20 protein-coding genes are annotated in these 20,155 nt (G+C 63.5%); 15 read left to right on the forward strand and 5 right to left on the reverse strand.

The genetic code is table 11. The features are described 5' to 3' along the window. Positions 1 to 18 precede the first annotated feature (18 nt). Both maiA and pgeF read left to right on the forward strand, forming a co-directional pair. Entirely contained in the window at positions 19 to 657 is a 639-nt protein-coding gene (maiA, locus tag PSV33_RS12925; RefSeq protein ID WP_300562431.1) for a maleylacetoacetate isomerase, read from the forward strand. A 107-nt stretch (positions 658 to 764) separates the two neighbouring features. Further along, on the forward strand, positions 765 to 1,568 hold the full coding sequence (pgeF, locus tag PSV33_RS12930; RefSeq protein WP_300562433.1) for a peptidoglycan editing factor PgeF: 804 nt from the start codon (positions 765 to 767) through the stop codon (positions 1,566 to 1,568). Here pgeF and PSV33_RS12935 read toward each other — a convergent pair. Beyond that, positions 1,476 to 1,799: a hypothetical protein gene (locus PSV33_RS12935; protein WP_300562435.1), complete on the reverse strand. Its 324-nt coding sequence runs from the start codon at positions 1,797 to 1,799 to the stop codon at positions 1,476 to 1,478. The genes pgeF and PSV33_RS12935 overlap by 93 nt on opposite strands. A 125-nt stretch (positions 1,800 to 1,924) precedes the next feature. Between PSV33_RS12935 and phaC the strand changes: the two genes are divergently transcribed. The 5 genes from phaC (at position 1,925) to PSV33_RS12960 (ending at position 8,164) form a co-directional block, all read left to right on the forward strand. Continuing rightward, the gene (phaC, locus tag PSV33_RS12940) at positions 1,925 to 3,667 is read left to right on the forward strand and encodes a class I poly(R)-hydroxyalkanoic acid synthase (RefSeq protein ID WP_300562437.1); all 1,743 of its coding nucleotides are present in this window, start codon (positions 1,925 to 1,927) and stop codon (positions 3,665 to 3,667) included. Positions 3,668 to 3,790: 123 nt separating this feature from the next. Further along, positions 3,791 to 4,969 (forward strand): acetyl-CoA C-acetyltransferase, encoded by a 1,179-nt coding sequence (locus PSV33_RS12945; RefSeq protein ID WP_300562438.1) that lies wholly within the window; start codon positions 3,791 to 3,793, stop codon positions 4,967 to 4,969. A gap of 137 nt (positions 4,970 to 5,106) precedes the next feature. Continuing rightward, entirely contained in the window at positions 5,107 to 5,844 is a 738-nt protein-coding gene (gene phbB / locus PSV33_RS12950) for an acetoacetyl-CoA reductase (protein ID WP_300512573.1), read from the forward strand. 179 nt (positions 5,845 to 6,023) lie between these two features. Next, positions 6,024 to 7,724, forward strand: coding sequence for a YbaL family putative K(+) efflux transporter (gene ybaL / locus PSV33_RS12955; protein WP_300562439.1), 1,701 nt, complete (start codon positions 6,024 to 6,026; stop codon positions 7,722 to 7,724). After that, the gene (locus tag PSV33_RS12960) at positions 7,721 to 8,164 is read left to right on the forward strand and encodes a ribonuclease HI family protein (protein WP_300562440.1); all 444 of its coding nucleotides are present in this window, start codon (positions 7,721 to 7,723) and stop codon (positions 8,162 to 8,164) included. The genes ybaL and PSV33_RS12960 overlap by 4 nt, the downstream gene beginning before the upstream one ends. 38 nt (positions 8,165 to 8,202) lie before the next feature. Here PSV33_RS12960 and PSV33_RS12965 read toward each other — a convergent pair whose 3' ends face one another. From PSV33_RS12965 to PSV33_RS12975, 3 genes are all read right to left on the reverse strand, one after another. Next, positions 8,203 to 9,891 carry a PhoH family protein gene (locus tag PSV33_RS12965; RefSeq protein ID WP_300562442.1) on the reverse strand — a complete coding sequence of 563 codons (1,689 nt, stop codon included), beginning with the start codon at positions 9,889 to 9,891 and terminating at the stop codon, positions 8,203 to 8,205. Positions 9,892 to 10,201: 310 nt separating this feature from the next. Continuing rightward, positions 10,202 to 10,678 (reverse strand): peroxiredoxin, encoded by a 477-nt coding sequence (locus PSV33_RS12970; protein WP_096668322.1) that lies wholly within the window; start codon positions 10,676 to 10,678, stop codon positions 10,202 to 10,204. Positions 10,679 to 10,797: 119 nt separating this feature from the next. Further along, positions 10,798 to 11,199 (reverse strand): Mth938-like domain-containing protein, encoded by a 402-nt coding sequence (locus PSV33_RS12975; protein WP_300562444.1) that lies wholly within the window; start codon positions 11,197 to 11,199, stop codon positions 10,798 to 10,800. A gap of 149 nt (positions 11,200 to 11,348) precedes the next feature. On the opposite strand from PSV33_RS12975, the gene PSV33_RS12980 reads away from it, so the two are divergent. From PSV33_RS12980 to PSV33_RS13010, 7 genes are all read left to right on the forward strand, one after another. Next, the gene (locus tag PSV33_RS12980; RefSeq protein ID WP_300562446.1) at positions 11,349 to 12,608 is read left to right on the forward strand and encodes a pyridoxal phosphate-dependent aminotransferase; all 1,260 of its coding nucleotides are present in this window, start codon (positions 11,349 to 11,351) and stop codon (positions 12,606 to 12,608) included. Positions 12,609 to 12,633: 25 nt separating this feature from the next. Further along, positions 12,634 to 13,956 (forward strand): homoserine dehydrogenase, encoded by a 1,323-nt coding sequence (locus PSV33_RS12985; RefSeq protein WP_300562561.1) that lies wholly within the window; start codon positions 12,634 to 12,636, stop codon positions 13,954 to 13,956. A 79-nt stretch (positions 13,957 to 14,035) separates the two neighbouring features. Beyond that, on the forward strand, positions 14,036 to 15,463 hold the full coding sequence (gene thrC, locus PSV33_RS12990) for a threonine synthase (RefSeq protein WP_300562448.1): 1,428 nt from the start codon (positions 14,036 to 14,038) through the stop codon (positions 15,461 to 15,463). Between the two features lie 78 nt (positions 15,464 to 15,541). Continuing rightward, positions 15,542 to 16,075: a molybdopterin-guanine dinucleotide biosynthesis protein B gene (gene mobB / locus PSV33_RS12995; protein ID WP_300562450.1), complete on the forward strand. Its 534-nt coding sequence runs from the start codon at positions 15,542 to 15,544 to the stop codon at positions 16,073 to 16,075. Then, on the forward strand, positions 16,072 to 17,334 hold the full coding sequence (gene glp / locus PSV33_RS13000) for a gephyrin-like molybdotransferase Glp (RefSeq protein ID WP_300562452.1): 1,263 nt from the start codon (positions 16,072 to 16,074) through the stop codon (positions 17,332 to 17,334). Before mobB ends, glp begins: the two co-directional genes overlap by 4 nt. 235 nt (positions 17,335 to 17,569) lie before the next feature. Further along, positions 17,570 to 17,821, forward strand: a complete 252-nt coding sequence (moaD, locus tag PSV33_RS13005; protein WP_300562454.1) for a molybdopterin converting factor subunit 1 — start codon at positions 17,570 to 17,572, stop codon at positions 17,819 to 17,821. Between the two features lies 1 nt (position 17,822). Further along, a complete protein-coding gene (locus tag PSV33_RS13010) occupies positions 17,823 to 18,383 on the forward strand; it encodes a molybdenum cofactor biosynthesis protein MoaE (protein WP_300562455.1) in 561 nt (186 codons plus the stop codon). Positions 18,384 to 18,481: 98 nt separating this feature from the next. Here PSV33_RS13010 and PSV33_RS13015 read toward each other — a convergent pair whose 3' ends face one another. Next, entirely contained in the window at positions 18,482 to 18,976 is a 495-nt protein-coding gene (locus PSV33_RS13015; RefSeq protein WP_300562457.1) for a MarR family transcriptional regulator, read from the reverse strand. Positions 18,977 to 19,082: 106 nt separating this feature from the next. Here PSV33_RS13015 and PSV33_RS13020 point away from each other — a divergent pair, with 106 nt between their 5' ends. After that, positions 19,083 to 20,087, forward strand: a complete 1,005-nt coding sequence (locus PSV33_RS13020) for a tripartite tricarboxylate transporter substrate binding protein (RefSeq protein WP_300562459.1) — start codon at positions 19,083 to 19,085, stop codon at positions 20,085 to 20,087. Positions 20,088 to 20,155: the final 68 nt, after the last annotated feature.

Consider the following 20,155-nt stretch of genomic DNA (forward strand, 5'->3'; position numbering starts at 1 on the left):
TCCGATATGCTTTCAGCCATGAAACTTCACAACTACTTCCGCTCTTCCGCGTCCTTTCGCGTGCGTATTGCGCTTGAACTCAAGGGTTTGCGCTACGAGTACATTCCCGTCCACATTGCCCGGGGCGACCACAAAAAAGAGGCTTACGCCGCGCTGTCGGCCGACACCCTGGTGCCGCTGCTGGAAGTGGATGGCGAAAAACTCTCGCAGTCCATGGCCATCATCGAATACCTCGACGAAAAGCACCCGGCCCCTGCGTTGCTGCCCGCCGATGCGCTGGGCCGCGCCAGGGTGCGTGCGCTGGCGCAGTCGATTGCCTGCGAGATCCACCCGATCAACAACCTGCGTGTGCTCAAGTACCTGACGCGTGAACTCAAGGTCGATGAAGAGGCCAAAAACGCCTGGTACCGCCACTGGTGCCGCGAAGGGCTGGAAGCCTTCGAGCGCCAGTTGGCCCAGTTGCCGGCTTCGACCTATTGTTATGGCGAAACGCCCACCCTGGCCGACTGCTGCCTGGTGCCACAGATCTTCAACGCGAAACGGTTCAATGTGAACCTGGAAGGCCTGGGCCGCACCATGGCGGCGTTTGACGCCTGCATGGCGCTGCCGGCCTTCCAGAAGGCGCAGCCTTCGGCCTGTCCGGACAACGAGCCCTGAAGCATGCGGCCCCCGCGCTCACCACTTCGTGTGTTTCGCTGCCCCCCGAGGGGGCTAATTTTCCTGGGGGCGGCCCGTCGGAAAATTGACCATCCTGCGGTGCGGTCGTGAACCCTGCCTGGCTGATTCCCGACTGGCCCGCCCCGTCCGGCGTGCGCGCGGTTTTTACCACCCGGCAAGGAGGTGTGTCCGTCGCGCCGTGGGACAGCATGAACCTCGGTGACCACGTTGGCGACGCCCCTGCGCAAGTGGCCGCCAACCGGGCGCGGCTGGCGCAGGCCATGGCGGCCAGGCCGGTGTTCCTGCAGCAGGTGCATGGCACAGCGGTGCTTCTGCTGGACGGTGAAACACCGCAGGGCCAGCCGGCCGATGCCGCCGTCACCGCGCAGCCTGGGCTTGCATGCACCATCATGGTGGCTGACTGCCTGCCGGTGCTGCTCAGCACCACGGATGGCGCTGTTGTTGCGGCTGCGCATGCCGGCTGGCGCGGACTGGCCGGTCAGCAGGGAAGGGGTATTCTTGAACAAGCTTTTGAGTCTTTTAGGGCTCCAGCCCTTATGGGACGGGCGCAAGCAGCTACAAATACGATAGCGTGGCTGGGCCCCTGCATTGGCCCGACAGCGTTCGAGGTGGGGGCGGAGGTGAGGGCGACGTTTGTCGAAGGTGATCCGCAGGCCGCCGCTTGTTTCACGTCTTTGTCATCGGGCAAATACCTTGCCGACCTCGCCGGTCTGGCCCGCCTGCGCCTGCGGGCCCTGGGCGTCACGCAGGTTTACGGCAATGACGGCACACCACCGTGGTGCACGGTGGGTAATGCCTCAAGGTTCTTTTCGCATCGGCGCGACGCCGGCGTCCACGGCAACGGCTTCGGCACCACCGGCCGCATGGCTGCCTGCATCTGGCGTGACTGAGTCCGTCGCGCACGAATCGGGCGCCACCGCAACGGCTTCAGCCGCTTCGCGTGCCTTGATGGCCTTGCGCCTGGCCGGCGCGCGCATCAGGTAAACCACCAATGCCACCGGCCCCAGGCCGTAGAGTACAAAGGTGACGAGGGCGCCCAGCAGTGTGCCGGTGGAGTGGGTGGCTTCGGCGACGCTCATCATGAGCACCACATACATCCAGGCGATGACGATTAAATACATAAAACTTTGTGGTGCGTCATGAGCAGGGAAAGGTTTTCCACGATACTAGAGACGACCCGCCGTGGGCCCAACAGCTCGGTAAAGAGCGCATAACAAGAACCGGTCGGCAGATCGGTGAGACAAGCATGAATTCTGACGCAAACCTCGCTCAAGCGGCCCAGCAGATGCAAGAGACCTTTGCCCAGGGACTGCAGCAGGTCATGGGCGCCATGGCCGGCGCCGGTCTGGGCACGGCGCCCGGTTTTTCGCAACTCGGCATGGCTGCTCCGCAGGCTTCGCTGCCCCCGCTGCAGATCGACCCGATCAAGCTGCTGGAGATCCAGAAGACCTACATCGAGGACATCAGCAAGCTCTGGAACAGCGGCCTGCAAGCCGGCACGCCGGAAAGCACAGACCGGCGTTTTGCGGCCGAGGCCTGGCACCAGAACCCCGTCTCCCAGTTTGCCGCGTCCGCTTACCTGCTCAACGCCCGTACCCTGATGGGGCTGGCCGATGCGGTGCAGGGCGACGAAAAAACCCGGGCCCGAGTGCGTTTTGCGGTTGAGCAGGCGATGGCGGCATCGGCCCCCAGCAACTTTCTGGCACTCAATGCCGATGCGCAGAAGAAGGCCATCGACACGCAGGGTGCCAGCATCGCCCAGGGGCTGCAGAACCTGTTGAATGACATGCAGCAGGGGCATGTGTCCATGACCGACGAAAGTGTGTTTGAAGTCGGCAAAAACGTCGCCACCACCGAGGGGGCGGTGGTGTTCGAAAACGAATTTTTCCAGCTGCTCGAGTACAAGCCGCTGACCGCGAAGGTCTACGAGCGGCCTTTCCTGCTGGTGCCGCCCTGCATCAACAAGTTCTACATCCTCGACCTGCAGCCCGAGAACTCCCTGATCCGTTATGCCGTGGCGCAAGGCCACCGCACCTTTGTCGTCAGCTGGCGCAATCCCGACGAGTCCATGGCCGACAAGACCTGGGACGATTACATCGAAAATGCCGCCATCAAGGCGATTGATGTGGTGCAGGACATTACCGGGGCCAAAACCATCAACGCCCTGGGTTTCTGTGTGGGCGGCACCATCCTCGGCACCGCATTGGCCGTGCTGGCCGCGCGTGGCCACAAGCCGGTGGCCAGCGCCACCTTTCTGACCTCGCTGCTCGATTTCGGCGACACCGGCATCCTCGACATCTTCATTGACGAGCAGTCCGTCAAGTACCGCGAAATGCAGATGGGCCAGGGTGGCCTGCTCAAGGGCCAGGACCTGGCCTCGACCTTCAGCTTTTTGCGGCCCAACGACCTGGTGTGGAACTACGTGGTGGGCAACTACCTCAAGGGGGAAACCCCGCCGCCGTTTGACCTGCTCTACTGGAACAGCGACTCGACCAATCTGCCCGGCCCGTTTTACGCCTGGTATCTGCGCAACACCTACTTCGAGAACAACCTCACCAAACCCGGCAAGCTCACGGTGTGCGGCCAGAAGGTCAACCTCGGCACGCTCGACATGCCGACCTATATCTACGGCTCGCGTGAAGACCACATCGTGCCGGTAGGCGGCGCTTATGCCTCGACCCAGGTATTGCCCGGCAAGAAGCGGTTTGTGATGGGCGCCTCGGGCCACATCGCTGGCGTGATCAACCCGCCCGCCAAGAAGAAACGCAGCTATTGGACGAATGACAAACTGCCCCAGGGCAAGTTCCCGGCGACGCAGGCCGAGTGGCTCAAAGGCGCGACGGAACACCCCGGCAGCTGGTGGACCGACTGGTCGGACTGGCTCAAGGGCCAAGCCGGCAAGCAGATCGCCGCGCCCAAAACTTATGGCAGCCGCACCTACAAGGCCATCGAGCCGGCGCCAGGCCGTTACGTCAAAGTGAAAGCCTGAATGGAAACCTTGTCATCCCGGGCTTGACCCGGGATCCATGCACCGGATGAAACAGCACACCGGCATGGATTGCGGGTCAAGCCCGCAATGATGGATCGCTGGGATCAATTGGAAAGACACATCATGGAAGACATCGTCATCGTTTCAGCAGCCCGCACCGCCGTCGGCAAGTTCGGCGGCAGCCTCGCCAAAATACCCGCGACCGAGATGGGCGCGGCCGTCATCAAGGCGGTGGCCGAGCGCGCCGGCCTGTCGGCAGATCTCATCGGTGAAGTCATCATGGGCCAGGTGCTGGCGGCCGGCGTGGGCCAGAACCCGGCGCGCCAAAGTGTGGTGAAAGCGGGTTTTCCGCATGCCATCCCCGGCCTGACCATCAACGCCGTCTGTGGTTCCGGCCTGAAGGCTGTCATGCTGGCGGCGCAGTCCGTCGCCACGGGCGACAGCGAGATCGTGATTGCCGGCGGCCAGGAGAACATGAGCGCCGCGCCGCACGTGCTCAACGGCTCGCGCGAAGGCCAGCGCATGGGCGACTGGAAAATGATCGACTCCATGATCGTCGATGGCCTGTGGGACGTCTACAACCAGTACCACATGGGCATCACCGCCGAGAACGTCGCCAAGAAATACAGCATCAGCCGCGAGATGCAGGACGAACTCGCCCTGGCCAGCCAGACCAAGGCCATGGCCGCGCAGGACGCCGGCAAGTTCAAGGACGAGATCGTGCCGTTTTCCATCCCGCAGAAAAAAGGCGACGCCCTTGTGTTTGCGGCCGATGAGTTCATCAACCGCAAAAGCAGCGCCGAAGGCCTGGCCGGCTTGCGCCCCGCCTTCGACAAGGCCGGCGGCGTGACGGCCGGCAATGCCTCGGGCATCAACGACGGCGCGGCCGCTGTCATGGTGATGACGGCCAAAAAGGCCGCGGCGCTGGGCCTCAAGCCCCTGGCCCGCATCGCCAGCTACGCCACCAGCGGGCTCGATCCGGCTTTCATGGGCATGGGCCCGGTGCCGGCCTCGACCAAGGCCTTGCAGCGCGCCGGCTGGAAGGCGCAGGACCTGGACCTGCTGGAGATCAACGAAGCCTTCGCCGCTCAGGCCTGCGCCGTCAACAAGGAGATGGGCTGGGACACCAGCAAGGTCAATGTCAACGGCGGAGCGATTGCCATCGGTCACCCGATTGGTGCATCCGGTTGCCGCATCCTTGTCACGCTGATCCACGAAATGGTGCGCCGTGACGCCAAAAAAGGCATTGCCAGCCTGTGTATCGGCGGCGGTATGGGGGTTGCCCTCACACTGGAACGGTAAATATGAGGTAAAAGAACCTGTAGCCCTTGCAGGGTGAGCGCAACCAGCTATTTATTTGATAGCAAGTTGCTGCCGCCGCAAGGTCATCAAGGTTTCTTTTCAACGGCTTTCAGAACCAATAAATCAAGGAGCAAGACATGGCAAAACGAATTGCGTACGTGACAGGTGGCATGGGTGGCATCGGAACCGCCATCTGCCAGCGCCTGCACAAGGACGGCTTCACCGTGGTGGCCGGTTGTGGCCCGACGCGTGACTTCACCAAATGGATTGACGAGCAGAAAGCGCTGGGCTACACCTTCTACACATCGGTCGGCAACGTCGGCGACTGGGACTCCACTGTGGCGGCTTTCGACAAGGTCAAAGCCGACCACGGCCCGGTCAGCGTGCTGGTCAACAACGCCGGCATCACGCGTGACGGCCAATTCCGCAAGATGAGCAAGGCCGACTGGGACGCGGTGATTTCCACCAACCTCGACAGCATGTTCAACGTCACCAAGCAGGTGATCGAAGGCATGATCGAAGGCGGCTACGGGCGCATCATCAACATCTCGTCGGTCAACGGCCAGAAGGGCCAGTTTGGCCAGGTCAACTACTCCACCGCCAAGGCCGGCCTGCACGGCTTCACCATGGCGCTGGCGCAAGAGGTGGCCAGCAAGGGTGTAACGGTCAACACCGTGAGCCCCGGCTACATCGGCACCGACATGGTCAAGGCTATCCGCCCCGACGTGCTCGAGAAAATCGTCTCCGGCGTGCCCGCCAAACGCCTGGGCACCCCGGAAGAAATCGCCTCCATCATTTCGTGGATCGCCTCCGACGAAGGGGGCTACGCCACCGGCGCGGACTTCTCGCTCAATGGTGGTTTGCACATGGGTTGAGGCTCGCGGCCTGTACCCCTCCAAAGGAAAACCCGCTTCGGCGGGTTTTTTGCTTTCTGTTTTTATAATGAAACCGGGCTGGAAAGCCTTCAATCTTCATTCGTTCTGCGGCAGGCGCCTGTTTTGGCAAGTGCTCACGCAGGTTCCCTCCACCGTCTTCCTGAAGGAACCCCTCCCGCATGCCGCACAGCGTCTCTCTCATCAGCACCATTGCCGCCGGTCTGGGCCTGGCCCTGATCTTCGGTTTTATCGCCGCGCGCATGAAGCTCCCCTCGCTGGTGGGGTATCTGTTTGCGGGTGTGCTGATCGGTCCCTTCACACCCGGCTTTGTGGCGGACGCCGCGATCGCCAGCCAGCTGGCCGAGATCGGCGTGATGCTGCTGATGTTTGGTGTGGGTCTGCATTTTTCACTCGACGACCTGCTGGCCGTGCGCAAGATTGCCGTGCCCGGTGCCGTGGTGCAGATGACGGTCGCCACCGCGCTGGGCATGGGCCTGGCGCACTGGTGGGGCTGGAACCTGGGCGGGGCGCTGGTGTTCGGACTGTCGCTGTCGGTGGCCAGCACGGTGGTGCTGCTGCGTGCGCTGGAAAGCCGTGGCATTCTGGACTCGGCCAACGGCCGCATCGCCGTCGGCTGGCTGGTGGTGGAAGACCTGGCCATGGTGTTGGTGCTGGTGTTGTTGCCGCCGCTGGGCGGCTGGCTGTCCGGCCAGGGTGAGGCAGATGCCAACGCCTTGTGGAAAACGCTGGGCATCACCCTGCTGCAGGTCGGCGGCTTTGTTGCGCTGATGCTGGTGGTGGGCCGGCGCTTTTTCCCCTGGGTGCTCTGGCAGGTGCAGCGCACCGGTTCGCGCGAGCTGTTCACCCTGTGTGTGGTGTCTGCGGCTGTCGGCATTGCCTTTGGCGCGACGGCACTGTTTGGTGTGTCGTTTGCACTCGGTGCATTTTTTGCCGGCATGGTCATGCGCGAGTCGGAGTTCAGCCACCGTGCCGCGGAAGAATCCCTGCCGCTGCGCGACGCGTTTGCCGTGCTGTTTTTTGTCTCGGTCGGCATGTTGTTCGACCCCTGGGTCATCGTCGAGCGGCCGCTGCAGGTGCTGGCGGTCGTCGCCATCATCGTGATCGGCAAGTCGCTGGCTGCTGCTGCGCTGGTGATGGCCTTTCGCTACCCATTGAACACGGCACTCATGGTATCGGCCAGCCTGGCGCAGATCGGCGAGTTTTCCTTCATCCTGGTGGCCATGGGCGCCTCGCTGGGCCTGCTGCCGCCCGAAGGCCAGAGCCTGGTGCTGGCCGGCGCCCTGATCTCGATTGCGCTGAACCAGCTGGTGTTCAAGTCGGTCGAGCCGCTGCAGCGCTGGATACTGGCCCGATCAGCGCTGGCCCGCAAACTCGAGGCACGTGATGATCCCACGGCCGAACTGCCCGCCAGTACCGAAGAAAAATACCTGTCGCGCCAGGTGGTGCTGGTTGGCTACGGCAGGGTGGGGCAGCGTATTGCGCAGGCGCTGATGGCGAACCAGCTTCCCTTTGTGGTGGTTGAACAGAACCGCGAAGTCGTCGAAAGACTGCGGTCACAAGGGCTGATGGCGGTGTCGGGCGACGCGGCGGAACCCGTGGTGCTGGTGCAGGCCCATATCGCCAATGCCCGCATGCTGGTGATCGCCACGCCCGACACCCTGAACGTGCGGCAGATGATCAACACCGCCCGCACGCTCAACCCGGCGATCGAAATTGTGGTGCGCACCCACAACGAGGCCGAAGCCAGACTGCTGGAGAGCGAAAACGCCGGCAAGATATTCCTGGGTGAGGAAGAACTGGCGCACTCCATGACGCGCCATGTGCTCGAGCGCTCCGCCATCGAGCAACCACCCACGTGACGCCGCCCTGGACGATTTACTCCGACGGCAGCGCGGTGCCCAACCCGGGTCGCATGGGTCTGGGTGCCGTGCTGGTCGCGCCTGACGGTACGCGGCACGTGCTTTCGACGGCGACGGATGCGCGGGGCTGCAACAACGAGGCAGAGGCGAGGGCGCTGATGGTGGCGCTGCGCGACGCACAGTCGCGCGGGGCAACGGCGTTGCAGATTTACAGCGACAGCAGTTTGCTGGTGGCGCAACTGGGCGCTGTGAACGTGCCTCCTGTGGTGCGGCTGGCGACGCTGTACGAGGAGGTGAGGGCCTTGCTGGCGACCTTCGGCCAGACTTCGCTGCACTGGATACCACGGCACCGCAATGGCGAGGCCGATGCGCTGGCCCGCGCTGCCCAGGGCCTCCTGCCAAAGAGGCCGGTCAGGTCATCGAAGAAAAAACGGCGCTAGGGCCCGGCATCCAGGCCGGGCGACCCCACATGCCGGCGTCAGAGCACCTCGCTGGCAAAATCAGCCAGGCGTGAACGTTCGCCGCGCGCCAGCGTGATGTGCCCGCCGTGCGGCCAGCCCTTGAAGCGGTCCACGGCGTAGGTCATGCCGGACGAACCTTCTGTCAGGTAAGGCGTGTCGATCTGCGCGAGGTTGCCCATGCAGATGATCTTGGTGCCGGGGCCGGCACGGGTGATCAGGGTCTTCATCTGCTTGGGCGTCAGGTTTTGCGCCTCGTCGATGATCACGTACTTGTTCAAAAAGGTGCGACCGCGCATGAAGTTCATGCTCTTGACCTTGATGCGTGAGCGGATCAGCTCGTTGGTGGCGGCGCGGCCCCATTCGCCGGAGCCGCTGTCGTTTTTGCCCAGCACTTCCAGGTTGTCGTCGAGCGCGCCCATCCAGGGGCCCATTTTTTCTTCTTCGGTACCGGGCAGGAAACCGATGTCTTCACCGACGCTGACGGTGGCGCGGGTCATGATGATCTCGGTGTAGCGGCGGTCGTCCAGCACCTGGGTCAGGCCGCTGGCCAGGGCCATCAGGGTCTTGCCGGTGCCGGCCGTGCCGGCCAGGGTGACGAAGTCGACTTCCGGGTCCATCAGCAGGTTCATCGCGAAGTTCTGTTCGCGGTTGCGGGTGGTGATGCCCCAGACCGAATTCTTGAGGTGGGTGTAGTCCTTCAGTGTCTTGAGCACGGCGGTCTTGGCGCGGATCTCGGTCACGCGCGCATACAGGGGGGGTTCGCCGGGCGCCTCGAAAAACACGAACTGGTTGATCAGCAGGCTGCCGACGATGGGGCCGGTGATGCGGTAGAAGGTGTGGCTGCCTTGCTGCCAGCTTTCGATGGTCTTGCTCTGGCGCGTCCAGAAGTCCGCCGGCAGGGCGAGCGAGCCGGCGTACAACATGTCGCCGTCTTCCAGCGTCTTGTCGTTCTGGTAGTCATCGGTGGCCAGGCCCAGGGCGCGAGCCTTGACGCGCATGTTGATGTCCTTGGACACCAGCACCACTTCGCGCGGCGCGTATTCCTTGCGCAGCGCCTCGACCACGCCGAGAATCTGGTTGTCGGCCTTGCCCTGGGGCAGGCTCATGGGCAGGGAGTAGTCCAGCGGCTTGGTCTGGAAAAACAGGCAGCCACCGGCCTCCTTGTGCCCGGTGGTGTCGAGCTTGAGGCCCTTGGCAATGTCGGCGCCGCTGGTGCCGGCCAGCGCGTCGAGCGTGCGGCTGGTCTGGCGGGCATTGCGCGCGACTTCGGTCATTCCTTTTTTGTGGCCGTCGAGCTCTTCAAGCACGATCATGGGCAAAAAGATGTCGTGTTCCTCAAAGCGGAACAGGCACATCGGGTCATGCATCAGCACGTTGGTGTCGAGCACAAACAGCTTGGACGGTCCCGTGTGCCGTGGTTTTTTCGCCTTGGCCACAGGTTCCGGACGGACGGCAGCCTGCGGTTCCTTGTGGTAACTGACTGTATCTTTCGCCTGGCGCGCGGGCTCCTTGGGCAGATTGGCGGCCGGGTGCATGGCCTCGCCACCGCCGGAGCGGCTGTCAAACAGGTCCAGTGCTGCCGTTTTGTGCGCCGGCCCGGCGTGCTCCGTTTTTCGCGTTGTCTTGGCGTGTGAGCGGACCGGCGTTTCCAGAGCGTCGGCAGAGAGCAAGGCGGCACGTTTGGTCGGGGCGGGTGGCAAGGGCATGGTGCTTGAAGCTCACAGTGTTAAGGAGACGTCTGTCAATCCGGTTCTCGGGCGCATGGCGGCGTTGCGCGGTGCTCGGAATCCTCATGCACCCAAGTGCATTCCGGTTCCTGTGCTCCGTGCGCCTCGCCTGGCATCCCGACCATCGAATTTCAAGAGGCCTCCCAAGGTTCAAAAAGCGAAAAAGCCGCCTGGAGGCCAGGGCGGCTTTTTCGGTGGGCGCAGTCGCTAAGGTCAACAGCATGAAGTCATTATGCACGACTGGCGTGACATGAAGAACGGCTTCTGACGACGCGGCGAAAGGGGCTTTTCAGGCCGCTTTTTTCAGTGCCTTGACGGCCTTGAGCACGTCGTCCACATGGCCGGGTACTTTCAGCCCGCGCCACTCTTCCTTGAGCATGCCGTCGGCGCCCACAAGAAAGGTGCTGCGTTCGATGCCTTTGACCTTCTTGCCGTACATGATCTTGTTCTTGACCACGCCGAACATGTGGCACATTTTTTCTTCGGTGTCGGCAATCAGCTCGAAGGGAAGCTCCAGCTTGGCCTTGAATTCGTCGTGCGATTTCATGTTGTCGCGCGAGACGCCGAACACGGTGGCGCCGGCCTTGACGAAATCCTTGTAGCGATCGCGGAACTGCATCGCCTCTGTGGTGCAGCCTGGGGTATTGTCCTTGGGGTAAAAATACAGGACCACCACGTGACCCAGATGGGTTTGGTTGGAGACTTTGACGCCGCTTGTGGCGTTGGCTTCAAATTCCGGGAGTGGTTTGTTGACGACGACTGCCATACTGCGTGGACCCCTGAAAAGTAATTGTGATAGGTCGTTGGCTTTGACTGCAAAAATTGAGCCAAACCCCCGACGTTGCACCAAATGCAACCCTAGATTTTACCCTGAAAGCCAGCGGCCTAGCCTTGGGCGCTATCCGGCGGCTCAATCAGCAGGGCGGTCAGCACGATCCGGCCTTCGCCTGCGAGGATGTTGTAAGTGCGGCAGGCCGCCAGCGTGTCCATGGTTTCCATGCCGATGCGCGCGGCCATCAGGCTGCGCAAAAAGGCAGGCGGCGCAAAACGCAGGCGGCTGCCGCTGCCGAAAATCACCAGCTCGGGCCGGATCTCGGCCAGGCGCTCGAAGTGCGCTGGCGTGAGGTCTTCGAAACGCGCGCAGTCCCAGGTGAACTTCTCACCGCGTGAGCCGATGACGATGCTCTGCTCGATTTTCTCGGCCACCCCCTGGTTGCCCAGGCCTATCCATCCGGGGCCGTAGCCAAGAATGGATTGAACGTCGAGGCGGTCGGGCTGTAATTTCATGCGGTGTTCAGGAGGGGTGGTGGGGGCTGCCGGCCAGGGAAATTGCGGTTTTATGTGGTCAAATTATAGATTCCGTCCCAATTTCCGCTCATCCCTGCGTCCCTTGCGCCTTTGCAGGCTTTACGTTTGCTGAAGAACGACCACAGACCATGAAATTGATCACCAAATCGGCCAAACTGGCCAATGTGCTTTACGACATCCGGGGCCCCATCATGGATGCCGCCAAGCAGATGGAGGAGGAAGGGCAAAAACTCATCAAGCTCAACCTCGGCAATCTCGCGGTGTTCGGTTTTGACGCGCCTGAAGAAGTCCAGCAGGACATGATCCGCAACCTGCCGGCCTCGGCGGGTTATTCGGACAGCAAGGGCATTTTTGCGGCGCGCAAAGCCGTCATGCACGAAACGCAGCGCCAGGGCATCAAGGGCGTGACGCTGGACGACATCTACCTCGGCAACGGCGCGAGCGAGCTGATTTCCATGGCGACCAACGCCTTGCTGGACAACGGCGACGAGCTGCTGCTGCCGTCCCCCGACTACCCCCTGTGGACGGCTTCCACCAGCCTGGCGGGCGGCACGCCGGTGCACTACCTGTGCGACGAGGACAATGGCTGGATGCCGAATCTGGCCGATATCCGCGCCAAGATCACGCCCAAGACCAAGGGCATCGTGGTCATCAACCCGAACAACCCGACCGGTGTGCTGTATTCCGACGAACTGCTGCGCGGCATCATCGAGATCGCGCGCGAACACGGCCTGGTGATCCTGGCCGACGAGGTCTACGACAAGGTGCTGTACGACGGTGTCAAACACACCGCGATCGCCAGCCTGTCCACCGACGTGCTGACGCTGACCTTCAACTCCCTGTCCAAGAGTTACCGTTCCTGCGGTTACCGGGCCGGTTGGCTGGTGGTGTCCGGTCCGAAAAAGCAGGCGCAGGACTACATCGAGGGCCTGAACATGCTGGCCAACATGAAGCTGTGCTCCAACGTGCCGGGCCAGTGGGCCATCCAGACCGCGCTGGGCGGCTACCAGAGCATCAACGACCTGACCGGCGAGGGCGGCCGCCTGCGCCGCCAGCGCGACCTGGCTTACGAGCTCATCACCGCGATTCCCGGTGTCAGTTGCGTCAAGCCGAGTGCGGCGCTCTACATGTTTCCGCGGCTTGATCCCAAGGTCTACCCGATCACCGACGACCGCCAGTTTTTCCTCGAGCTGCTCAAGGAAACCAAGGTGATGCTGGTGCAGGGCACCGGTTTCAACTGGGCGGCGCCGGACCACTTCCGCATCGTCTTCCTGCCGCATGAGGAAGACCTGCGCGAGGCGATTGGCCGGATTGCCAAATTCCTCGAAAGCCGCAGGAAGAACATGCAGCCGGCCAGCGCGCCGGTCGCCGAATCCCTTCTGAAATGACCCGAACGACATGACATCAATGAATCTGAAACCGATCAAGGTAGGCCTGCTGGGCATGGGCACCGTGGGCAGCGGTGTGTTCACCGTTTTGAAGCGCAACCAGGAAGAAATTTTCCGCCGCGCCGGCCGCAGCATCGAGATCGCCATGGTGGCCGACCTCGACACCGTACGCGCGCAGGCGGCGGCCGGTGCCGGCGTGACGGTGGTGGCCGATGCCCGGGCCGTGATTGCCAACCCTGAGATCGACATCATCATCGAGCTGATCGGCGGCTACGGCATTGCCCGGCAACTGGTGCTGGAAGCGATCGCCGCGGGCAAACATGTGGTCACGGCCAACAAGGCCCTGCTGGCCGTGCACGGCACCGAGATTTTTGCGGCCGCGCACCAACACGGCGTGATGGTGGCGTTCGAGGCTGCCGTCGCCGGTGGCATTCCCATCATCAAGGCGCTGCGCGAGGGCCTGACGGCCAACCGCATCGAATGGATTGCCGGGATCATCAACGGCACGACCAATTTCATCCTCAGTGAGATGCGCGACAAGGGCCTGGACTTCGACGTCGTGCTGAAAGAAGCGCAGCGCCTGGGTTACGCCGAAGCCGACCCAACCTTCGACATCGAAGGCGTGGACGCGGCGCACAAGGCCACCCTGATGTCGGCGATTGCCTTTGGCATCCCGGTGCAGTTCGACAAGGCTTACGTCGAAGGCATCACCAGGCTGGGCGCGCAGGACATCAAATATGCCGAGCAACTCGGCTACCGCATCAAGCTGCTGGGCATCACCAAGCGCACGGCCAGAGGCGTCGAGCTGCGGGTGCACCCCAGCCTGGTGCCGGCCAAGCGCCTGATCGCCAATGTCGAGGGCGCCATGAACGCCGTGATGGTGCAGGGCGATGCCGTCGGCACCACCCTGTATTACGGCAAAGGCGCCGGCAGCGAGCCGACCGCCAGCGCGGTGATTGCCGACCTGGTGGACATCGCGCGCCTGCACGGCGCCGAGGCCGCGCAGCGCGTGCCGCACCTGGCCTTCCAGCCGCAGTCCATGAGCGACATGCCGGTGCTGCCCATGAGCGAGGTGGTCACCAGTTATTACCTGCGCCTGAATGTGGCCGATGAGGCCGGCGTGCTGGCCAAAGTCACCGGCATTCTGGCCGAGGCCGGCATCAGCATTGACGCGATGCTGCAGCGCGAGGCCGACGAGGTTGGCGGCGAAGGCTCGACCCACACCGACCTGATCATCCTGACGCACGACTGTGTCGAGGCGAAGATGAATGGAGCCCTGGCCCAGATGCAGGCGCTGCCGACCGTGCTCTCGCCCATCACGCGCATCCGCAAGGAAGAACTGGCCTGAATATGTACAGCCCCCACGTTCACTACGTTCTCTGCCCCCCGAGGGGACGCTCATTGCCCTACGGGCGGCCGGGCGAGCAATGAAGTATTTATCGACCCGCGGCCACGCGGATCGCAAGCAGTTCTGCGAAATCCTGCTCGAGGGCCTGGCGCCCGACGGTGGCCTGTACCTGCCTGAGACCTATCCGCAGGTCGATGCCGCCATGCTGGAGAAGTGGCGCGCCATCTACCGCGACTCGGGTTACGCCGACCTGGCTTTTGAAGTGCTGTCGCTCTACATCGACGACATCCCGGCCGCCGACCTCAAGGCCATCTGCGAGAAGACCTACACCGAGGAAGTGTTCGGCACCCAGGAGATTGTTCCGCTGCGCCAGCTCGAGCCCGGCCTGTATCTGGAGGCCCTGTCCAACGGCCCGACCCTGGCCTTCAAGGACATGGCGATGCAGCTGCTGGGCAACCTGTTCGAGTACGAACTGGCGCGCCGCGGCGAAGAGCTCAACATCCTGGGCGCCACCAGCGGCGACACCGGCAGCGCGGCCGAATACGCGATGCGCGGCAAGAAAGGCGTGCGCGTCTTCATGACCTCGCCGCAGGGCCGCATGAGCCCCTTCCAGCAGGCCCAGATGTTCAGCCTGCAGGACGCCAACATCCACAACATCGCGATCGAAGGCGTGTTCGACGACTGCCAGGACATCGTCAAGGCCGTGTCCAACGACCTGGATTTCAAGCGCAAGTACAAGATCGGCACGGTCAACTCGATCAACTGGGCCAGGCTGTTGGCGCAGGTCGTCTACTACTTCGCAGGCTATTTCCAGGCGACCACAACAAGTGATCAGCGGGTCAGCTTCACCGTGCCCTCGGGCAACTTCGGCAACGTCTGTGCCGGCCATGTGGCGCGCATGATGGGACTGCCGATTGAAAAGCTGGTGGTCGCCACCAACGAGAACGACGTGCTCGACGAGTTCTTCCGCACCGGCGTGTACCGTGTGCGCGCCAGCGCCGACACGCATGAAACCTCCAGCCCGTCGATGGACATTTCCAAGGCCTCGAACTTCGAGCGTTTTGTGTTCGACCTGCTGGGCCGCGACGCCACACGCTTGGCCGACCTGTTCGGTGCGCAGCTGTCCACGCAGGGCCGATTCGATCTGAGCGGCGACACGACCTTTCAGTCGGCCGCCCGGCACTACGGCTTTGCCAGCGGCAAAAGCACCCACGCCGACCGGCTGCAGACAATTCGCGACACCTACGCGCGTTTCGGCACCATGATCGACACCCACACGGCGGACGGCCTGAAAGTCGCGCGCGAACACCTCTCGGCCGGCGTGCCCATGATCGTGCTGGAGACCGCCTTGCCGATCAAGTTTGCCGCCACCATCGAGGAGGCGCTGGGCCAGTTGCCGCCGCGGCCCGCCCGCTTTGAAGGCATCGAGGCCCTGCCCAAACGTGTGCAGCTCATGCCGGCCGATGCGGCGGTGGTGCAGGCCTACATCGCCAGCCATGTGGACTGAATTGGCCTGCAGCCCTTTTCCCATGGGCGTGAGCAGCTATATTGTTGATAGCAAATCAGGATTGGCCAAAGACAGTTTATGAACGTTGTTGCATTTGCCGGTTATTCCGGATCGGGAAAAACCACCCTGGTGGAAAGCCTGATTCCCGCGCTCAGGCTGCGCGGTTTGCGGGTGTCGGTCGTCAAACACGCCCACCACAGCTTCGACATCGACCAGCCGGGCAAGGACACGTACCGCCACCGCCAGGCCGGCGCTTTTGAGGTGGTCGTGGCCTCGGACAACCGGCTGGCGCTGATGCGCGAGTTCGAGCAGCCGCGGGCACTTTCGGTGCACCACCTGATCGCCGAGCTGTACGAGGGCGTGGACTGGGTGCTGGTGGAGGGTTTCAAGAGCAGCGACCTGCTCAAGGTGGAGGTCTGGCGCGCCGACTCCGGCAAACCGGCGCGTTACCCGGACGACGATTTTGTGGTCGCGATTGCCACCGACTCGCCGGACCGCCTGCCCGAAACCACCCTCAGGCCGGTGCTGGATTTGAACGACCCCGATGCTGTCGCGGGCTGGTTGATCGAGAATCAGGAACGATTTGTCTACTGCGCCGAGTTGTATGCATGAACGCTTCCGCCGCCTCCTCCGAAAAACCTGCGACGCGCCCGCCGCTTAAGGCCCTCGACGAGGCACTGGCCGAACTGCTCGGCCGCGCCGTGCCACTGGCCGGCAGCGACACGGTGTCCACCTTCGACGCCGACGGACGGGTGCTGGCCGAAGACGTGGTTTCGGCGCTGCAGGTACCGCCTGACGACAACAGCGCCATGGACGGTTACGCGGTGCGCAGTACCGAGATGGCCGACGAAGGCGTGGTGCTGCGTGTGTCGCAGCGGATTGCAGCCGGCAGCAGCGGCAGTGCGCTCGAGCCAGGCACGGTTGCCCGCATTTTTACCGGCGCGCCGATTCCGGCCGGGGCCGACGCGGTGGTGATGCAGGAAGACTGCGTGCCGCTCGCCGACCGCGAAGGGTATGTCAGTGTCCGCCAGCTTCCGCGGCCCGGCCAATGGATTCGCCGCGCCGGCGAAGACGTCACGCGCGGAGCCACGGTGCTCTCAAAAGGGGAGCGTCTCACGCCCGCGGCGCTTGGGCTGGTGGCCAGTATTGGCATGGATCGGCTGCAGGTGGCGCGGCGCCCGCGGGTGGCGCTGTTTTCCACCGGCGACGAACTCGTGATGCCCGGCGACGTGGCGCCTGCGCAGATGCGGCCCGGCGCCATCTACAACTCCAACCGGTTCTTCCTGCGTGCCCTGCTGTTGCGTCTGGGCTGCGAGGTCAGCGACCTGGGCATCGTGCCGGACAAGCGTGAAGCCACGCTGGACGCGTTGCGCAGCGCCAGCCAGGCGCATGACCTGATCCTGACCAGTGGCGGCGTGTCCGTTGGGGAAGAGGACCACATCAAGCCGGCCGTGCAGCAGCTCGGCTCGCTCGACCTCTGGCAGATTGCCATGAAGCCGGGCAAGCCCTTTGCCTATGGCCGCGTCGGTGCTGCGCACTTCATGGGACTGCCGGGCAACCCGGTTTCCAGCTTCCTGACCTTTCTGCTGCTGGTGCAGCCCTTCCTGCTCAGGCTCCAGGGGGTGACGGATGTTGCTCCAAAGTCGATAGCGGCTACCGCCCATTTCACCTGGTCCCGGGCCGATAAACGCCGTGAATTCCTGCGCGTGCGGCACAACACCGCTGGCGGGCTGGACCTGTTTTCCAACCAGAGTTCGGGCGTGCTGACTTCGGCCGTCTGGGGTGACGGCGTGGTGGACAACCCGTCGGGCCAGACCATCGCGCATGGCGACACCGTGCGTTTCATCGCTTTTTCACAGTGGCTGGCATGAACCTAGATTCCTCAGTTGAACGCGCCCGAGTGGGTCCTTGGTGGCGCGTCTGGCAAGGCGTGACAACGCGGCAGGCTACTGCCTGCAAGGCGGAGCAACGCAGTCAGGCGTGGCGTCAAGGGCTCAATCGGGTGCGTAGCGCTACCGCCCAAATGGTGACGGTGTTCGTGTCTGAGGAAGTGAGTGTTTATGCGGCTTGCCCAGCGATTACAAGCGGTCAACTGAGGAATCTAGGTTGAAGATCACCATCAGGTATTTCGCTTCCGTGCGTGAAGCCATCGGGCAGGGCAGCGAGCAGATCGACACCCTGGCGGGCAGTTTGGCTGCCTTGCGCGACGAGCTGATGACGCGCGGCCCGGCCTATGCCGAGGCGCTGGCGCGCGGCAAGTCGGTGCGCATGGCGCTCAACCAGGTCATGAGCGACGAGTCGGCGGCGCTGACGGACGGCTGCGAGGTTGCGTTTTTCCCGCCGGTGACCGGGGGCTGACATGAGCCCGCGGGTCCACATCCAGACGGCGGATTTCAATCTCGCGCAGGAAGTCGAGCGGCTGCGCGCGAACGATAAACGCGTCGGCGCCGTGTGCACCTTCACGGGCACCGTACGTGACCGCAATATGGCCCCCACGCTTGTCGCTTCGCGTACTTCGCTGCCCCCCGAGGGGGCTGAACTTGCTCGGGGCGGCCCGTCGCTGCGTTCGACGGCTGTGCCCGAAGTGCTTTCCATGGAGCTTGAGCACTACCCCGGCATGACGGAAAAAGCCATCGAAGCCATGATTGACGAGGCCATGGTGCGCTTCGATATTTTTGGCGCCCGCGTCATCCACCGGGTCGGTCTGCTGCAGCCGCTGGACCAGGTGGTGATGGTGGCGGTGACCTCGGCACACCGCGGCGAGAGTTTCAAGGCCTGCGAGTTCCTGATGGACTACCTCAAGACCCAGGCACCGTTCTGGAAAAAAGAGCAGACGCCGGAGGGGGCGCGCTGGGTCGATGCGCGAGTCAGCGACGACGCGGCGCTGGCCAGGTGGGGCATCCAGGCCTCCAACGTTTAGACGCCCCAGGGTTCACATACCCCGTTCGGGCTGAGCCTGTCGAAGCCTTGCAGCCCTTCGACAAGCTCAGGGTGAACGGATCTGACCGAGCAGCTTGCTCAGGCTTCGGTGCGGGCTTTCTGGTCCGGCGGCACAAAGGCGGCGCGAGCGTCGTTTTCCAGCCCTTTGGCCAGCAGCTGCAACAGCTCCACCAGCTGAGCCTGCTGGGCCTTGCTCAGTGGTGCCATCAGGCGGTCGTAGGCCCGGTCGGCCGGTTCCTGCGCCTGCTGGAGCAGCTCCAGCCCTTCGGCCGACAGCGACACCGCCAGATTACGCCGGCTCGCTGGCGCCGGTGCTCGCTCTATCAGGCCCCGCGTTTCGAGGCCGCGCAGCACGCGCAGCACCGTCACTTTGTCGAAGCCCAGCGCGCGCGCCAAAGTGGACTGGTCCAGCCCCGGGGTTGCGCGCAGCACACTGAGCACGCCGAACTGTGCCGGCGTCAGCCCCACGCTGCGGCATTCGTCCTCGAAAACCGCGGTCGATATCTGATGCGCCCGGCGCAGCAGGAAGCCGGGGCGCGCGTAAAGTTGGGTCAGGTGATGGAAGGCGGGCACGGCAGTAAAAAGTTCTCGTCAGCAGGTTGATCTAAGGGAATTCATGGATTGTGCCTTGTCGCTGCAAGCCAATAATGGTTAGCATGCAAACCTAAAAGGATGTTTGATGCAGATCAGTATTTCTCCACGTCGCAGGCTCGCAGTCAAGCTGGGGCTCCTGCTGGCGGCTGCCGGCGCCAGCGCGGGTGTTCTGGCCCAGGGCGCCCAGGCGCCGGTCCTGCCGCAGGCGCCGATTCGCCTGATCGTGCCTTTCACGCCGGGAACCGGCATTGACCTGATTGCCCGCACCGTGGGCCCGCGGCTGTCCGAGCGCCTGGGGCGGCCGGTGGTGGTGGACAACCGTGCCGGCGCGTCCGGCAACATCGGCACCGAGGCCGTGGTGCGCGCCGCGCCCAACGGCTCGACCTTGCTGGTGACGGTCAACACGCTGGTGATGAACGCCAGCCTCTACCCGCAGCTGACTTTTGATCCGGTGAAGGACCTGACCCCGGTGACGCTGACCAGCTGGGGCCAGCTGCTGCTGGTGGCCAACCCCAAGACCGGTTTCAAAAGCGCTTCGGACCTGGTGGCGGCCGCCCGCAAAACCCCGGGCCGCATCAACTACGGCTCGCCCGGTGTCGGCACGCCGCACCACCTGGCGATGGAGCTGTTCAAGACCACGGCGGGTGTGTTTGTCACGCACATCCCTTACCGCGGCACGGGGCCGGCACTGACCGACCTGCTGGGCGGCCAGATCGAAACCATGTTCCTGCCCATCCACGTGGCGCTGCCGCATGTGAAGTCCGGCCGGCTGGTGGCGCTGGGGATCGGCAGCGACAAGCGCCACGCGCTGCTGCCCGAAGTGCCGACGCTGGTCGAGGCCAAAGCCGGCAAGGTCAACGTGGACATGTGGTACGGCATTTTTGCGCCACCGGGCACCTCGCCCGAACTGGTTGCCCTGTACAACCGCGAGATCCGCGAGATCCTGCTGAGCGACGAGGTCAAAAAGGCTTTCCAGACCCAGGGCATGGACCCGACGGGAAGCACGCCGGGCGAGTTCAAAAGCCTGGTCGAGCTGGATGCGAAGCGCTGGGCCGGCCTGATCCAGGCCCAGGGCATCACCGCCAACTGATCTGCTCCTGAATACATAGCTGGTGGCGCCCGCCCGGCAAGGGCTGGCAGCCATTTTTGTCCATACAT

Origin of the sequence: Polaromonas sp., from assembly GCF_029945895.1 — a bacterium.
Lineage (GTDB): Bacteria > Pseudomonadota > Gammaproteobacteria > Burkholderiales > Burkholderiaceae_C > Polaromonas.

Coding starts and splice junctions, on each gene's coding strand:
- PSV33_RS13020 (WP_300562459.1), top strand. CDS start 19,083: ATGCAGATCAGTATTTCTCCACGTCGCAGGCTCGCAGTCAAGCTGGGG.
- PSV33_RS12935 (WP_300562435.1), bottom strand. CDS start 1,799: ATGTATTTAATCGTCATCGCCTGGATGTATGTGGTGCTCATGATGAGC.
- PSV33_RS12970 (WP_096668322.1), bottom strand. CDS start 10,678: ATGGCAGTCGTCGTCAACAAACCACTCCCGGAATTTGAAGCCAACGCC.
- phaC (WP_300562437.1), top strand. CDS start 1,925: ATGAATTCTGACGCAAACCTCGCTCAAGCGGCCCAGCAGATGCAAGAG.
- thrC (WP_300562448.1), top strand. CDS start 14,036: ATGAAGTATTTATCGACCCGCGGCCACGCGGATCGCAAGCAGTTCTGC.
- maiA (WP_300562431.1), top strand. CDS start 19: ATGAAACTTCACAACTACTTCCGCTCTTCCGCGTCCTTTCGCGTGCGT.
- mobB (WP_300562450.1), top strand. CDS start 15,542: ATGAACGTTGTTGCATTTGCCGGTTATTCCGGATCGGGAAAAACCACC.
- PSV33_RS12945 (WP_300562438.1), top strand. CDS start 3,791: ATGGAAGACATCGTCATCGTTTCAGCAGCCCGCACCGCCGTCGGCAAG.
- glp (WP_300562452.1), top strand. CDS start 16,072: ATGAACGCTTCCGCCGCCTCCTCCGAAAAACCTGCGACGCGCCCGCCG.
- PSV33_RS12965 (WP_300562442.1), bottom strand. CDS start 9,891: ATGCCCTTGCCACCCGCCCCGACCAAACGTGCCGCCTTGCTCTCTGCC.
- PSV33_RS13010 (WP_300562455.1), top strand. CDS start 17,823: ATGAGCCCGCGGGTCCACATCCAGACGGCGGATTTCAATCTCGCGCAG.
- PSV33_RS12975 (WP_300562444.1), bottom strand. CDS start 11,199: ATGAAATTACAGCCCGACCGCCTCGACGTTCAATCCATTCTTGGCTAC.
- ybaL (WP_300562439.1), top strand. CDS start 6,024: ATGCCGCACAGCGTCTCTCTCATCAGCACCATTGCCGCCGGTCTGGGC.
- PSV33_RS12980 (WP_300562446.1), top strand. CDS start 11,349: ATGAAATTGATCACCAAATCGGCCAAACTGGCCAATGTGCTTTACGAC.
- phbB (WP_300512573.1), top strand. CDS start 5,107: ATGGCAAAACGAATTGCGTACGTGACAGGTGGCATGGGTGGCATCGGA.